Origin of the sequence: Rummeliibacillus pycnus, assembly GCF_044359855.1 — a bacterium.
GTDB classification, from domain to species: domain Bacteria; phylum Bacillota; class Bacilli; order Bacillales_A; family Planococcaceae; genus Rummeliibacillus; species Rummeliibacillus pycnus_A.
The window spans coordinates 2,810,509-2,825,364 of record NZ_CP132291.1 but is presented as its reverse complement, the minus strand read 5'-3'; the positions used below and the strand labels follow the sequence as shown (position 1 = coordinate 2,825,364).

At 34.2% G+C, this 14,856-nt stretch carries 15 protein-coding genes, 2 other RNA genes and 1 pseudogene; 10 read left to right on the top strand and 8 right to left on the bottom strand.

Going from position 1 to position 14,856, the window contains the following annotated elements; genetic code table 11:
- Window positions 1-81: 81 nt before the first annotated feature.
- Together Q8X41_RS13960 and Q8X41_RS13955 are read right to left on the bottom strand one after the other, a co-directional pair.
- Window positions 82-564: a PaaI family thioesterase gene (locus Q8X41_RS13960; protein WP_397536876.1), complete on the bottom strand. Its 483-nt coding sequence runs from the start codon at window positions 562-564 to the stop codon at window positions 82-84.
- Window positions 565-741: 177 nt separating this feature from the next.
- Window positions 742-1,866 (bottom strand): sensor histidine kinase, encoded by a 1,125-nt coding sequence (locus Q8X41_RS13955; protein ID WP_397536875.1) that lies wholly within the window; start codon window positions 1,864-1,866, stop codon window positions 742-744.
- A gap of 385 nt (window positions 1,867-2,251) precedes the next feature.
- On the opposite strand from Q8X41_RS13955, the gene Q8X41_RS13950 reads away from it, so the two are divergent.
- A complete protein-coding gene (locus Q8X41_RS13950) occupies window positions 2,252-2,758 on the top strand; it encodes a ferritin (RefSeq protein WP_397536874.1) in 507 nt (168 codons plus the stop codon).
- Window positions 2,759-2,875: 117 nt separating this feature from the next.
- On the opposite strand, the gene Q8X41_RS13945 is transcribed toward Q8X41_RS13950, so the two are convergent.
- Window positions 2,876-3,352, bottom strand: coding sequence for a hypothetical protein (locus tag Q8X41_RS13945; protein WP_397536873.1), 477 nt, complete (start codon window positions 3,350-3,352; stop codon window positions 2,876-2,878).
- Between the two features lie 204 nt (window positions 3,353-3,556).
- On the opposite strand from Q8X41_RS13945, the gene Q8X41_RS13940 reads away from it, so the two are divergent.
- Complete coding sequence (locus Q8X41_RS13940) at window positions 3,557-5,554, top strand: penicillin-binding transpeptidase domain-containing protein (RefSeq protein ID WP_397536872.1); 1,998 nt, start codon at window positions 3,557-3,559, stop codon at window positions 5,552-5,554.
- A 144-nt stretch (window positions 5,555-5,698) separates the two neighbouring features.
- On the opposite strand, the gene Q8X41_RS13935 is transcribed toward Q8X41_RS13940, so the two are convergent.
- Window positions 5,699-6,136 (bottom strand): hypothetical protein, encoded by a 438-nt coding sequence (locus Q8X41_RS13935; protein ID WP_397536871.1) that lies wholly within the window; start codon window positions 6,134-6,136, stop codon window positions 5,699-5,701.
- A 257-nt stretch (window positions 6,137-6,393) separates the two neighbouring features.
- Between Q8X41_RS13935 and Q8X41_RS13930 the strand changes: the two genes are divergently transcribed.
- Window positions 6,394-7,023 carry a YfbR-like 5'-deoxynucleotidase gene (locus Q8X41_RS13930; protein WP_397540272.1) on the top strand — a complete coding sequence of 210 codons (630 nt, stop codon included), beginning with the start codon at window positions 6,394-6,396 and terminating at the stop codon, window positions 7,021-7,023.
- A 28-nt stretch (window positions 7,024-7,051) separates the two neighbouring features.
- On the opposite strand, the gene Q8X41_RS13925 is transcribed toward Q8X41_RS13930, so the two are convergent.
- Window positions 7,052-7,210 (bottom strand): hypothetical protein, encoded by a 159-nt coding sequence (locus tag Q8X41_RS13925; protein ID WP_397536870.1) that lies wholly within the window; start codon window positions 7,208-7,210, stop codon window positions 7,052-7,054.
- A 481-nt stretch (window positions 7,211-7,691) separates the two neighbouring features.
- On the opposite strand from Q8X41_RS13925, the gene ssrS (Q8X41_RS13920) reads away from it, so the two are divergent.
- From ssrS (Q8X41_RS13920) to ssrS (Q8X41_RS13890), 7 genes are all read left to right on the top strand, one after another.
- A non-coding RNA gene (gene ssrS, locus Q8X41_RS13920) (6S RNA) lies at window positions 7,692-7,885 on the top strand.
- A 344-nt stretch (window positions 7,886-8,229) separates the two neighbouring features.
- A complete protein-coding gene (locus tag Q8X41_RS13915) occupies window positions 8,230-9,405 on the top strand; it encodes an acyl-CoA dehydrogenase family protein (protein WP_397536869.1) in 1,176 nt (391 codons plus the stop codon).
- A 20-nt stretch (window positions 9,406-9,425) separates the two neighbouring features.
- Window positions 9,426-10,292, top strand: a complete 867-nt coding sequence (locus tag Q8X41_RS13910) for a transporter substrate-binding domain-containing protein (RefSeq protein WP_397536868.1) — start codon at window positions 9,426-9,428, stop codon at window positions 10,290-10,292.
- Between the two features lie 69 nt (window positions 10,293-10,361).
- Window positions 10,362-11,069 (top strand): amino acid ABC transporter permease, encoded by a 708-nt coding sequence (locus Q8X41_RS13905; protein ID WP_397536867.1) that lies wholly within the window; start codon window positions 10,362-10,364, stop codon window positions 11,067-11,069.
- A 12-nt stretch (window positions 11,070-11,081) separates the two neighbouring features.
- Window positions 11,082-11,795 carry an amino acid ABC transporter permease gene (locus Q8X41_RS13900; protein WP_397536866.1) on the top strand — a complete coding sequence of 238 codons (714 nt, stop codon included), beginning with the start codon at window positions 11,082-11,084 and terminating at the stop codon, window positions 11,793-11,795.
- Between the two features lie 18 nt (window positions 11,796-11,813).
- Window positions 11,814-12,569 (top strand): amino acid ABC transporter ATP-binding protein, encoded by a 756-nt coding sequence (locus tag Q8X41_RS13895; protein ID WP_397536865.1) that lies wholly within the window; start codon window positions 11,814-11,816, stop codon window positions 12,567-12,569.
- A gap of 168 nt (window positions 12,570-12,737) precedes the next feature.
- A non-coding RNA gene (gene ssrS, locus Q8X41_RS13890) (6S RNA) lies at window positions 12,738-12,928 on the top strand.
- A 265-nt stretch (window positions 12,929-13,193) separates the two neighbouring features.
- Here the strand turns inward: ssrS (Q8X41_RS13890) and Q8X41_RS13885 are convergent.
- The 3 genes and pseudogenes from Q8X41_RS13885 to Q8X41_RS13875 all read right to left on the bottom strand — a co-directional run bounded on the left by Q8X41_RS13885 (window position 13,194) and on the right by Q8X41_RS13875 (window position 14,778).
- A complete protein-coding gene (locus Q8X41_RS13885) occupies window positions 13,194-13,412 on the bottom strand; it encodes a DUF3955 domain-containing protein (RefSeq protein WP_397536864.1) in 219 nt (72 codons plus the stop codon).
- Window positions 13,413-13,445: 33 nt separating this feature from the next.
- Window positions 13,446-13,570: pseudogene (locus tag Q8X41_RS13880) on the bottom strand (helix-turn-helix domain-containing protein); the annotation flags it as partial.
- 566 nt (window positions 13,571-14,136) lie between these two features.
- On the bottom strand, window positions 14,137-14,778 hold the full coding sequence (locus Q8X41_RS13875; protein ID WP_397536863.1) for a hemolysin III family protein: 642 nt from the start codon (window positions 14,776-14,778) through the stop codon (window positions 14,137-14,139).
- Between the last annotated feature and the right edge of the window lie 78 nt (window positions 14,779-14,856).

Below are 14,856 nucleotides of genomic sequence, written 5' to 3'. Positions count from 1 at the left end.
AAGCGCTTACATAATGTCCGAAATAGTAATTTTTAAAAATAACTTTCTTAAAAAGAATTTTCTTCTATAATAAATATTCCCTTAGCTTTTTAAAAAGCTTTTTGGCATGACAACAGCTACTACTTCAGCATTTGCTACATGAAGATCGCTTGCAAAAACTTGAATCATTACTTTAAATTTCTTAGGATGAATCTCTTCTACCTTACCGATCGCCTTTAACTGCACCCCTTGTGGCGTTGGCATTAGATAATCTACATGTAAAGACGCCGTAACGAAGCGAGGTGGTTCTACTCCGTCACCTGGTTTGTGACCGTTTTTTTGATGCAATGCTAATGATGCTGACCCAGTCCCATGACAATCTATAAAAGAAGCTATAAATCCCCCATACACAAAACCAGGTATTGCTGTATACTTTTTGTCCGGTTGAATGCAAGAAATTGTTAGTTCATCTTCCCAATAAGTTTTTACATGAATGCCTTCATCATTTAAATGACCACATCCATAACACCAAGCAAAACTATTTGGATAATCATCTTGAATTGCTTTACTATTCTCTTTGATCATACCCATTTCAACCTTTCTGTTTAAAATAAAATATTCTTATTACTTACATTTCGACGTTAATTAATTGAATCCTTTTCTTTTTAGTGAATTTTATCTTTAAAAAGAAAATATTCTTCATAGGAGAGAATATTTCTATAAAAAAGCTCGAATATCTACAAAGATATTCGAGCGAAATAATTATTCTTTATTAGGTGCGATCACAATCGGCACTGTTATTCTCACTATCGTTCCATTCTTTTCACGTATTTCCAATTCACCATTTACAAATTCAACGCGTTCTTTCATACCATTTAAACCATTACATGATGGCTTTTTAGTGCTATTGGATAACCCGATTCCATTGTCACTAATAATGATTTCTATAAAATCGGCAGTTTGAAAGATGGCTATCTTACATTCTGTTGCCTGGCTATGACGCACCACATTATTAATAGCCTCTTTTAAACACATACTCAATGAGTTACTAAGCATTGTTGGAATCTTTTCGAACTGTGGATTTCCATCCATTGATAGCCTTATATTAGCCGCCCTTAAAATTTGCTGTACATGTGCTAATTCCTCTTGTAATTTAACATTCTTCATATTCGATACCATTTCGCGTACTTCTTTTAATGCAATACTAGATGTTTGTCGAATATCATGGAGCTCCCCGATAGCAGCTTTTGGATTCTTCTCAACTAAACGAACAGCCAAATCACTTTTCAAGCCAATCATAGATAGTTTTTGTCCTAATGTATCATGTAAATCTCTTGCAATTCGTTGTCTTTCTTCATAAACGCTTAATTCTGAAATTCGTGCGTTTGCTGTTTCTAATGCACCTTCAAGTTTTTTACTCTTACTTTCACTATAAAGATAAAAAGGCCCCAAAATTGCACTAAACAAAATCACTACTATTAAAGGAAGCTCTTGAACGAACAAATCTGTCTCGATAAAGAACCCACCGATAACGGAGCCAACAGTCATCGCAATATGAAGTCCATACATAATGTAAAATCCTACTGTATGGTGGATTTTCCCTATAGAAAATGCTGTGAAAAAGGAAAAATATATATATCCAAATAATACTGTCATCCCAGCATTGATTACCATACCGAAAGCGATCCACATATATACAAGCCCATTTGTAGCGCTATAGGCAAAACGGAAGCATATTAAATACATGATTAATACCGCAAGAGCAATTGATCCTTCAAGCTTTTGTGATGAATGGAAAATCAAATAAAATGGAAGCAAACAAAAAGCAATCCATGCTACTCCACTCATCACTGGATTTTTTGGAAAGACACTATACCATTTTGTCACGTAAACTATTCACCGCCTTTTAGTTGATTTCATTATAGCAAAGTCTAAGTGTATCTATATGGCTTGACCATATAAATACCGGTGAAAAGATTTGGATCAGCTTTCGACAAAATTATTTCTCGGGAAATTTTTTAAGACAAAATTCCATCTATTCACAATTTTTTCTACACTATTAGGTGGATTTTCATTTAAATTGCAACAACAATATTAGCATTGTGGCTAATTTTTCTCGGTGCAGTTCTTCAAAATGCATAATTAGGAATTGCCATAAACATAAAAAATATTACAAAAAAACAATATTTATTCATTTTTTGAACCAATAGTTATGACCGTTGTATACTAGAAGGGAAATATTGAAGTCATTATATTCTGAGGAGGAAAATTCATGTTAACTGAAACACTACACAATGCACTAAATGATCAAATGAACTTTGAATTTTATTCAGCACACACTTACTTAGCGATGGCAGCTTATTGTACTAGCGAAAACTACGATGGCTTTGCTAACTTCTTTTTAGTACAAGCTGAAGAAGAACGCTTCCATGCGATGAAGTTGTACAACTTTATAAATGATATGGGCTATCGTGCAACAATCCAAGGATTTGAAAGTCCAGAAAATGATTTTCCATCTGTTTTAGAAGCATTTAAAACTGCACTTTTACATGAAAAAGAAGTAACTCGTCGAATCTATGGACTTTCTGATATTGCATTAGATGAACGTGAGCATGCTACAATGGCATTCTTAAAATGGTTTATTGACGAACAAGTTGAAGAAGAATCTACATTAGATACACTTATTCACAAATTTGAACGTATCGAAAATGATTCAAATGCCATCTTCATGTTAGATTCTGAATTAGCAGGTCGTACATTTACCGCTCCTGAAGCATAAAAATTCCAAAAGAAAAAGCATGATGTTGAATGACAAACGGTGTCACAGCATCATGCTTTTTGCATTATTCTCATAGTTATCGAGAGGCACCCTTTAAAATCTTTAAAGATAGACGTTTCATTTTACACGATTTAATAATTTTTGTGTATTCTCTGATTGTTCAAGTACTTTATTTTGTTCTGGCCAATAGATTACATAAGTATTACCTTTTACATCAAACAAAAATGGCTGTAATTCCTTAGAAACTGATTTATTTTCACCTGTCAAACGTAATATTTCAACAGAATAAAGCGCTTTACTATCCCTTTTATAAGTAATCTTGTAATCTGGATCTTCGGCAAATACCTTGCGATCTCCTTTTTCCAGTTTATCAACATGGCTTAAAGGATATTGTTCTTTGTACTGATCTGCTTCATTTTTTGTTGACCAAACGACTTTGTCAGCACTATCTTTTACCTCGATTTGATTGACGCCTTGTTGTTCATTTATTATTGAATTGATTTGTTGTTTTTGCTCTTGTTGCTTATGTGCTCCCCATCCGAAAACAATAAGCACAACCGCTATCAGGATGAGTGAAATTCGCATTTTCTTCATATTAAATCCTCTTTTCATGTATTATCGAACAGTAGCCCTTCAGTTCAACACTCAATACAAAAGCCCGATTCTACTAACAAGACAAGAATTAAGAAAACTCCCCTTGTTAAGTGAAATTTCACTTTATCATTTTAACATTAATAGTTCATTCTATTATACTTTTAACCATACATCGTTATAATAACGATAAGGAGGCGATTTTGCTTGAAGAGTAAAGCACTACTAATTAGCATCATTGTAATTCTAATCGCAGTTATTTCTAGCGGTTCTTATTATATGGCACAACAAAATGCCGAACAAAAGGCTGAACAAAAAGCCAAAAAATTTGTCGAAATCATAACAAAACAACAATTTAATCTATTACCTTCACTAGTGTCCAATAATGCGCTTAAAAAATATGATTATAACAAGCAAGCATTGATTGATAAGTATTCAAATATTTTTCATGGAATTGGTGCAGAAAATATGAAGGCTAGTGACGTTACCGTATCCAAGATCAAAAGAGGTCAATACGAATTTACGTATAAATTAAGTTTGGTAACGGCACTTGGCAGAATACCTACCCTTTCATACAAGGGAATGCTCGTAAAACAAGGTAAGGATTTTGTTGTTGACTGGAACCCTGAACTCATCTTCCCACATATGGAAGCAACCGATAAGATTTCCTATACAGAAGAAGATGCCATTCGAGGCAAAATTCTCGACAAAAATGGTAATGAACTCGCAACAAACGCTGAATTCCGTCAAGCTGGAATCATCCCTAAAGAACTTGGAGACGGATCGAAAAAAGAAGAAAATATAAAGACTATTGCAAAACAATTTGATATGACTGAAAAAGAAATTAAAACAAAGCTCAGCCAAAATTGGGTCAAAGAAGATTTATTTGTTCCATTAAAAGTAATCAATAATGATCAGATTATGAAAATGACTGGCGTACAGTATCAAGCAGTAGATATTCGTTATTATCCACTTGCAGAAGCTGCTTCAACAATGATTGGTTATACAGGGAAAGTAACTCAAGAAGATCTTGAAAAAGATGCGACTCTTTCAGCCGATGCTATTATTGGCAAAAGTGGCTTAGAAAGAGCCTACGATAAAGAATTACGTGGTAAGAACGGTGGTAAAATTTCTTTAAAAGATAAAAACGGTAAAGTTAAAGAAGTATTACTAGAAGCTTATCGTGAAGACGGTAAGGATATTAAACTAACAATAGATGCAAAAACACAATTAAAAGCATATGATGCACTAGAAAATGCTGCTGGAGCTTCTGTCGTCATGCAGCCTAAAACTGGTGAACTACTTGCACTCGTGAGTAAACCTTCCTACGATCCAAACAAAATGATTCGAGGGATATCACAACAAGACTACGATGCCTATATGAACGATGAACAAAAACCATTCACAAATCGCTTTACACAACGCTTTGCACCCGGCTCTACATTGAAAACTGTTACAGCAAGCGTTGCACTTGATGCAGGCGCTTTAACAACAAACAAAGTTCGTACAATCCAAGGACTTAAATGGCAAAAGGATAAATCTTGGGGCAATTATTTTGTAACGCGCGTATCCAATGTTCCAAAAGTAAATTTGCAAACAGCCTTGATATACTCAGATAATATTTTCTTTGCTCAAGAAGGGTTAGAAATGGGCGAAAACATATTGCGAAAAGGGTTCAATAAATTTATCTTTGGTGAAAAGTTAGATTTACCATTTGATATGAAACCTGCTCAAATTTCAAACAACGAATCCTTTAAATCTGACATTCTATTAGCTGATACCGCATATGGACAAGGCCAAGTGTTGATGTCCCCTATTCAACAAGCCATTACGTATAGTGCTTTTGCAAGTAACGGCAAAGTGGTTTATGCACATTTATTAAAAGATCAACAAACAAAGACCAAAAATGCTGTTAGTGCAAAATCAGCAAATATTGTCAAAAATGCAATGGTACAAGTTGTTCAAAATACAAACGGTACAGCACATAGTTTAAATGGAATTAGCTCCACTCTAGCTGCCAAAACAGGTACCGCTGAATTAAAACAAACACAAGGAACAGAAGGCCAAGAAAATAGCTTTGTCGTGGCATTTGATACGAAAAAGAAGCATGAATTCCTAGTTTTATCTGTAGTAGAGGATCATAAAAAAGTTGGGAAAACAGCTACTGAGCTTGTAAAACCTTTAATCCAAACATTAGAAAAGTAAATAAAAAAGGATGCTCTATAAGTGTATAAAAACACTTATAAGGCATCCTTTTATTTTTATGAAAGTAAGAGTGCTTCTACCTAATGTTATCCGGCTTCAGTGGCTAGCTTTTCGGGCATGGACGAGCCACTTCAGCACTTATATTTACCATAACGCTGGTTTTGTCACCATAAACCAAAGCATGATTAATAATAATATTGTATAAATCCAAACCGACTTGGTTAATTTATCTACAAAGTGCTGATGATCATATTGCGGTGTATTAAATGTTCGTATCGTTGGCTTAAATGCTCGTGCTAAGAACATAATCGAAAGGATTAACAAAGTAATCGTCATTACAATGAAAGGCGATGTAACTGAGTAACCACCGCGCCACAGAATGTATAACCCGGATAATATAAGTACATGCCCTGAATGCTTCACTACTTGAATAGCAAGAGAGAAAGTAGTTACATATGCTGTCATTTCTTCATGTGTCTTTGCTAGTCTCATTTTCTTCAGCATTGGAATGAGTACAAAAAAAGGACCAATCGATAAAATTGCACTTATAACATGTATGTAAGTTACAGTTGAATAAAGCATAGATAGGCTTCCTTTTCTATATATTTCTTACTTCAACAATAAAGGAATTCATAAATACAAGCAATCGACAAAAAGGTGAACATGAATTTCGCTTTGTAAATGCAATGTAAACATACCCTATATTCTTTGTAAATACATAATTTGCGAGTAAAGTATGTATTATAATATACGTATCAAGAAGAAATTAGTGGACATCCTAAGCACATTCTTGGTAAAGTAGCATACAATAAATAAAATTAAAAAGGGAGAGGATTTTTATAGGAATCCATAAATTTTTTACAAGTTTAAATGATTTAGAGCGTATTATACGTTGCCCAGGTCGCTTCAAATTAGAAGAACATAATGTGGCAGCACACTCTTGGAAAGTATCACAATACGCAATGTTTTTTGGGACAATTGAAGAAATGAACGGTGCAATTATCGATTGGAAATCACTATATGAAAAGACAATCAACCATGATTTTGCAGAAGTATTTATTGGTGATATTAAAACACCAGTAAAGCATGCATCCCCTGAGCTTAAACAAATGATTGCTCATGTAGAAGAGAAAATGATGGAAAAGTTCATTTTTAACGAAATTCCAGAAGAATTTCAAGAGGTATTCTTCAATCGTATGAAAGAAGGAAAAGATGCAACAATTGAAGGTCGATTACTCGAATTTGCAGATAAACTAGATCTCTTTTATGAAGCATTTGCGGAGCTAAAACGAGGCAACACCGATAGTGAATTTGTCAGTATGTATCAAGAGGCACTAAAAAAATTGTTAGTCATTCCATTGCCAACAAGTGTTGATTACTTCAAAAATGTCATTTTAGCAGATGTCATAACTGAAAAAACACCAGTTGATATTACTGCATTGACTGAAGAAGTATTATCAGAAGCTTAAGCCTTAAAAAAATAAGGCATATGCTTTTTTATTTTACCCAAAAATAAACCGCAAACAATCGAATCATTCGTTGCTTGCAGTTTAATATTGTTTGATAAAAGGTTTTAGGAATTGCCCCACCACTACGTTGATAGTAAAGCAATAGCGCTTTGTCAGCATTTATAATATTCGTTACTTTCCCTATCAATATCACCTTGTCCCCTGCATCTATCTGTTAAATACTTTCGCATTCTAATGCTGTATTCGTTAATATCGGTAATTATTTGCCGAACGTTGCCACTCGCAAATCCTTCAAAACGCTTTTTATTGCATTCATATCTTTCCTCACTATGTCCATCGTGGATTCCCTCAAATGCTTACTTCCAAAATTCTTTCTTATTGTCCCCAAGCAAGACGACTAATCACCCGGTAAGTGAATTATAAGCAGTCGGTATATTTTTCACCGCAATATGTAATACTTCTTGCAAACGTGTATCGAAATAATCAGATAAAGCATATTATAGTACGTCTTCCCTCTACAGCTTCATAGAAATTCTTTGTTACATGATTTCCTTCTTATTTCACTCAATACCTAGTATGCATGTATGCAATTATTAGTGGCATTTATTCCCGCAATATTATGAGGTGTTCTTTCTTGCAGATTGATCATTCATGCAGTAATATAAGAATACAAGCTGCGTTGCTCGTAATAATATTAAGTTTTAACCTTTGAGCTGTAAAAGGGAGTTTTAATTGAGTACGGACTGGCATGCCGCATTCCACGTTAATGCGGACGAACATGAAATACTCTGCGAACACCCACTTTGAGGAGTGGTGGTTTAAAACTTTCGATATTTAAATTTACGGCAAAGGCGGCTTATTAAATCGCTTACTATCAAGATTAATATTGAAAAGCACTTACCAAATGGTAAGTGCTTTTTTGCCTATTATACATTGAATTAAAGTCTTTTTGTATCACGTATCGATTTCATTTGAAGCTTAAACAAATCAACCATTTACATACTGATAACCTAATAGTTTTCTATTCCTATAAAAATACTCATAATTAATATTGACTTTGCACTCACCAACCTTTATGATTAGGTAAAAATAAAACATAATACAAATTAACCCATAAGTAGTTATTTATTTCTATAGTGGGTTTTAATTTATTTATATACCTACTATTCTTCTAAGTATTGTACACTTTAAAAGGAGGTCTGCTTTGTGAAAGAACTATTTATTCGTACCGATCTACAGCGGAAATGGCTTCAAAAGCTCGAAAATCTGCGTCATGATATTACAGCAGATTCTAAAAATGTTGATGAACAATCCCTCTTTCCTTTAAAAAATTTCGAAAAGTTAAGAGCAATTGGCTATCCACAGGTAACATTGCCAAAAGCATATGGAGGTGAAGGATTATCTGTTTATGACATGATTTTGCTTCAAGAAACTTTAGCTAGTTATGATGCAAATACCTCTCTAGCAATTGGTTGGACACTCGGAGTTGTTGGTGAACTATATGAACATAAGCTTTGGAGTCCTGAATTACTTGAAAGCTTCTCGATAGAAGTTCAAAAAAATGTATTCATTAACCGTGCAGTTAGTGAAGCACAAACAGGCAGTCCAACTCGTGGTGGACGCCCAGGAACAAATGCAGTTAAAACTACTAATGGTTGGATATTAAATGGCCGTAAAATTTTTACTACAGCCTCTCCTATTCTTGATTATTTTCTAGTAAGTGCATGGATTGAGGAGCAACAACAAATCGGTTTTTTCCTTATTGAAAATGAAACTCCTGGATTATCTATAGAAGAGACTTGGGATGTCATGTCCATGCGTGGAACGGGTAGCCACGATTTACTTTTAAAGGATGTACATGTTGAATCTATAGCACTTGTTGAGTATCCTCAAAGCCCGTTTGGTGGGAATCATATTAACGGTTGGATCTTGCATATTCCTGCAACGTATCTTGGTATTGCACAAGCCGCACGGGATTACGCGGTAAACTTTGCAAAACATCACCAGCCTAATAGTTTAAATGCACCTATTAGTTCATTGCCTAATGTACAGCAACATTTAGGAAATATAGAACTAAAATTAGATCAAGCACGTTTCACCCTGTATGGTGCTGCAGAAGCGTACGATGATAACGTACGTCGAAAGTATTTAACAAATGAATTAGCTGTTGCAAAGCATACAGTTACAAATACAGCAATTGAGATTGTAGATTTAGCCATGCGTATTGTCGGTGCTAAAAGTCTGCAAAATTCAAATCCGCTACAACGTTATTACCGAGATGTTCGGGCAGGTCTACATAATCCACCAATGGATGATATGACGATTACAAAACTCGCAAGAACTGCTTTAGAACAAGATAAAGAATCACCATTATATATATAAAAAAAAAGGGGTTATGGAATATGTTTAAAAGTAATTTTTTGAAATTTGCAACAATTAGTTTAGCAACAGTTGGATTATTAGCAGGCTGTGGATCAGATAGCTCATCAGATGCTTCTTCAGAAGCCAGTTCAAAGAAAGTAACCACAGTGAAAATTGCTTATGACCAAGCAAGTAAACCAATGACTTACACAGATGAAAATGGAAATCCAACTGGTTACGATGTTGAAATTATGAAAGAAGTTGACAAACTATTACCAGATTATAAGTTTGAATACGTAGGAACAACAAGTGATGATTTGTTAATTGGCGTTGAACAAGGTAAATACCAAGCTGGTGTAAAAAATGCATTTTTTACAAAAGAACGCAAAGAAAAATTTATCTTTCCTAAAGAATTCTTAGGTTTAAGCAGTATTGGGCTTGTCTTAAAATCATCTAATAAAGATTTAAAATCATTATCAGATTTTGCTTCTAAAGGCTACTCACTAGCCCCTATTGCAGCAAACAATGCTCAATATACCGTCATTAAAGAATATAATGACAAAAACCCAGATAACAAAGTAAAACTTAAAGCTGGTGATGAGTTCACGGTAGACGTTGTGCAATGGGTAAATGAAGGTCGTGTTGATGGCGGTGTTATGATCGAGGGTGCCTTCCAACAACAAGTTACTTCAGATAAAGGTGCTTACCATAATTTAAAAGATCAAGTCGTTTATAACGAATTCGGCGTTATTAAAACATGGCCTTTATTCAACAAAAATCAACAAAAACTAGCAGATGCATATGATGAAGCAATCAAAAAACTTAAACAAGAAAAGAAACCAAACGAACTAAGCAAAAAATTCTATGGTCGCGACTTATTTGAAGTGTTAAACAAAGCTGAACGTTAATATCAAAACCTATAGGCTACTGAAAAAATCAGTAGCCTATAGTTACACTAAAAAGATGGTGATTCGTACATGAGTAAATATTTTGATGCCTCTTATATTTGGAACTCGCTTCCTCAACTTTTACCATTCTTAAAAGTGACATTTATTGTAGCTGGCTCTTCCATCATTTTTGGAACATTAGCTGGCTTGCTACTTGCTACTATGAAGCTTGGTAATAGTCGTATTTTAAAAATAATCGCTACGGGTTACACAACCATTATGCGATGTACTCCATCAATCGTTCTACTATTCCTTGTATATTATGGTATTCCTGCAATAGCAACAAATTTTAATATTAATTTACACAATATTGATACGGCAATTTTTGTTGTTATTACTTTCACACTTCAATTTGCTGCTATTATGTCAGAGGTAATACGCTCAGCCTATGAAGCGATTGATCACGGACAATATGAGGCTGCTGTAAGTGTTGGTTTAACCCCCCTTCAGGCTTATCGACGGATCATTTTCCCACAAGCGCTCGTTGTAGCATTACCCAACTTCGGGAACGGTATGATTACGCTTCTTCAAGAGGGTTCCCTTGCCTACACAATTGGCTTAATCGATGTCGTTGGGAAAGCTAACTTACTTATAGCAGCAAATCTAAATGCACATGCTTTAGAAATCTACATCGCTCTTGCCGTTATTTACTGGATTTTATCAATCCTTATAGAACGGGTATTTAATGCATTAGAAAAATTCTTTAGTAAAGGTAAAAAGACTTTAGAAACAACGTAAGGAGGTACATCTATGTCAACTGCATTTAACGGAAAGTTTTTTATCAATACATTCTTTGTCGCTTTGTCTGGTGTACCGATTACCTTACTTGTGACAATTGTTGCTCTAGTGATTGCTGTTCCATTAAGCTTTTTATTAGCATTAACTCGCATCCACAAAACTCCTATTATTCAACGTATTACACAAATTTATGTATCTTTTGTGCGCGGTACACCGATTTTAATTCAGATTTTTATTATTTACAGTAGTATTCCGCTCATATTAAAGATTATCTTTAAAAAATACAATATAGGCATTGATATTTATAAAATTAACCCTATCTGGTATGCATTTATTATTTTCTCTTTTAGCACAACTGCATTATTAATAGAGGTTTTCCGCTCAGCCTTAAGTACAGTGGATAAAGGCCAGCTTGAGGCTGCTCATTCTGTCGGCTTAACAACTTTTCAGGCATACTGTCGAATTATTATTCCGCAAGCACTCGTTGTTGCAATGCCCAATATTACGACTACAATTGTCAATTTAATTAAAGCAACTTCCTTAGGCTATGCTCTATCACTATCAGAAATCACCTTAAAAGCGAAGGTCGCTGCAAATGTAGGCTATAACTACATTGAAGCGTATTTGGACATTTTCATAGTTTACTTAATTTTATGTACTATCGTTGAATACATATTAAAACGCTATGAAAAATATTTAAGCAAATATAAGGTTGCTCATTCTTAACCATAGAGGTGTTTGTCAATGTTAGAAATTAAAGATATACACAAATCATTTGGTCATCATGAAATTTTAAAAGGTGTTGATATTTCAATTGCTAAGGGTGATGTAGTAGTTATTTTAGGCCCAAGTGGCTCTGGTAAAACAACGTTACTTCGCTGCATTAATTTCTTAGAATGTGCTGATAAAGGTCATGCTTCTATTAGTGGCATTGAAGTTGATTTACATCATGCGAAGAAAGGAGAGATTCACAACATCAGACAAAAAGTGGCTTTCGTATTTCAAAGTTATAATTTATTCAATAATAAAACAGTTCTTGAAAATGTAACTGAAGGATTAATTGTCGGTAGAAAAATGCCAAAATCAGATGCAGTAGAAATAGCTAAACGTGCTCTAAGCAAAGTCGGCCTTTCTGACAAATATGATGCTTATCCAAGTGCACTTTCTGGTGGTCAGCAACAGCGTGTTGGCATTGCTAGAGCTGTTGCATTAAGCCCAGACATTATCCTATTTGATGAACCAACCTCAGCCCTCGATCCAGAACTTGTTGGTGAAGTATTAACTGTTATGAAAAATATCGCAAATGAAGGCACAACAATGCTTGTCGTAACACATGAAATGTCCTTTGCCCGAGATGTTGCGAATCGAGTTATTTTCATGGACGGCGGAGTGGTCGTAGAAGAAGGTACTCCTCATGATATTTTTGTTACCCCTAAAGAGGAGCGTACAAAGCAGTTTCTAAAACGTGTATTGCCCGAGGACTATACGTATAATATTTAGACTCTAATTTCAAAATACCTATCAATTTCTAGACTGAACTCTCTCCACTATCAATTGAAATATTTACTTAGTTTTCAGCTTAGATTTTCTACAAAAGTGGCATTTATTTCCGCAATATTATATGGTGTTCTTTCTTGCAGATTGATCATTCATGCAGTAATATAAGAACACAAGCTGCATTGCTCGTAATAATATTAAGTTTTAACCTTTGAGCTGTAAAAGGGAGTTTTAATTGAGTACGGACTGGCATGCCGCATTCCACGTTAATGCGGACGAACATGAAATACTCTGCGAACACCCACTTTGAGGAGTGGTGGTTTAAAACTTTCTATAATAACTACGGCATACGTGGCTTTTACTCTAAATATTGTTTTATCAAAGTTTACATAGCATCTTAGCCGAATTGGTTAAGGTGCTTTTTTCATCCTAAAATAGTCGATGGGATTAAATTGGGGTTAAACTTCTTTACAATTAAAAATAAAATTCGTTAATTAAAGGATTTATTAGAGGATGAATTTAATGCTAAGAAAAAGCTATTATTGGGGATATACAATAAAACCAGGGACTCATTAATTTGAGTCCCTGGTCTTTTGTTTAGATGGTTGGTAGCCTTTTATACAAAAATTAATTTGAAGTTTGTGTTTTCTTAAATATTGAAATCAATGCCACACCAGCTAATGACACAATCCCTAAGAAGAATAATAAAAATCCAACCGGAATCAAGAAGAAAGGTTCTTCTAAAGTGCCATCTGCAGCTACATTACTTCCAATGATAGCCTTCGCAATAAAACAGATTACTCCTAAAAGAATTGGTGTAGATGCAATTACATATTTTGTTTTCATAATATCTTCCTCCATTAAAGCTATTTTAATTATTTTTTTGACCAAGATATCACCTGGCTGACAGTCTAATACTTCACAAATTTTTTCTAATGTTAAAACTTTATAGCTTTTGCTTTTTCATTTTTTAAATTTGAGACGTTTGCCATTGTGATACCAAGTTCCCTATCGACTTTCTAATGTTAGAATAACTGAAGATACATCCTTAGTCAATACTTTTTTATCGTAAAACGATAAATTGTTATTACTTTACAATAAAGATTCATAATTTAAATAAAAAAGACCAGGCTCAAAATTAATTGAGCACCTGGGCTTTAAAATTATTAATCAATGAAGCTGCAGACATAACATTCAACTCCTCAACACCAAACGACATTTCTTTCTCAATGTGCTTTCTCACATAAGGATTCCGTTTTTCTCTGGAGACTTGGTATCATCAATAAAAAAGACACCTATCACTCTTTTGCAACAAGAAAACTAACAACAATGCTTATAGAAAATCCGAATGAGCAAGCCTTCGGAATACAGTAAAAATTAATTTAGAAGTTATTCAAGCACTACCTTTATTAATTTGTACATTAATAAAGCACTGACTTTTTAAGTCAGTGCTTTTTGTCGGTCAAAAGAAATTGTTTCTAAAAATTTTAATCCAACACGAAAATGATATATAACTACATTTACCAAAAGGTACTATTAAGTAAGTAGCCACCTTATGATTTCGGATAACTTAAATATAATAATATATGCTTGCAAACATTGCCGCACAGCCTCCCATAACAAAGACATGCCAGATTGCATGATTATATGAAATACATTTGTTTTTATAAAAATATGTGCCAACTGTATAGATGACGCCACCAACTAGTAGTACTAAAAAGCCTTCAACGGTGATATGTGCGACAAGTGGTTTGTAGGCGAAAATAATAAGCCACCCCATGCAGATGTAAACGATTAAAGATAATGTTTTGAATCGGTATACAAAGAACATTTTCATGACGACCCCGATGATCGTTAAAATCCACTCAACAAAGAAAATAGTCCAGCCTGTCGCACCACCCACTGCTACAAGTGCAATTGGTGTATATGTACCCGCAATCAAAAAGAAAATTGAACAATGGTCCATCTTTTTGAAAAAACTTTTATGCGTTGGAACGCTATGATAGAGGGTTGAGCTTAAAAATAATATCATCATCGAAATACCAAAAACGATATAGCTAAACAATTCGATTTTCGAGCCAGACTCATTTGACTTTTGAATTAGTAAGATCAAGCCAGGAATTGTTAGCAAGAATGCAATGCCATGAGTTAGCGCATTCCAAAATTCCTCTCTCTTACTGTAGCCGTTTTCTATATTTACAGCATGTGACATCCTAATCACTTCTTTCTATGTCTATTATTCAATATTTTGGATAATAGACATAGTACACTGTGTCACAAAAATAATATG

Excerpts from the sequence above, each read along its gene's own strand:
- Q8X41_RS13960 (WP_397536876.1), bottom strand. The coding sequence starts at position 564 with ATGATCAAAGAGAATAGTAAAGCAATTCAAGATGATTATCCAAATAGT.
- Q8X41_RS13950 (WP_397536874.1), top strand. The coding sequence starts at position 2,252 with ATGTTAACTGAAACACTACACAATGCACTAAATGATCAAATGAACTTT.
- Q8X41_RS13945 (WP_397536873.1), bottom strand. The coding sequence starts at position 3,352 with ATGAAGAAAATGCGAATTTCACTCATCCTGATAGCGGTTGTGCTTATT.
- Q8X41_RS13935 (WP_397536871.1), bottom strand. The coding sequence starts at position 6,136 with ATGCTTTATTCAACTGTAACTTACATACATGTTATAAGTGCAATTTTA.
- Q8X41_RS13910 (WP_397536868.1), top strand. The coding sequence starts at position 9,426 with ATGTTTAAAAGTAATTTTTTGAAATTTGCAACAATTAGTTTAGCAACA.
- Q8X41_RS13905 (WP_397536867.1), top strand. The coding sequence starts at position 10,362 with ATGAGTAAATATTTTGATGCCTCTTATATTTGGAACTCGCTTCCTCAA.
- Q8X41_RS13900 (WP_397536866.1), top strand. The coding sequence starts at position 11,082 with ATGTCAACTGCATTTAACGGAAAGTTTTTTATCAATACATTCTTTGTC.
- Q8X41_RS13895 (WP_397536865.1), top strand. The coding sequence starts at position 11,814 with ATGTTAGAAATTAAAGATATACACAAATCATTTGGTCATCATGAAATT.
- Q8X41_RS13885 (WP_397536864.1), bottom strand. The coding sequence starts at position 13,412 with ATGAAAACAAAATATGTAATTGCATCTACACCAATTCTTTTAGGAGTA.
- Q8X41_RS13875 (WP_397536863.1), bottom strand. The coding sequence starts at position 14,778 with ATGTCACATGCTGTAAATATAGAAAACGGCTACAGTAAGAGAGAGGAA.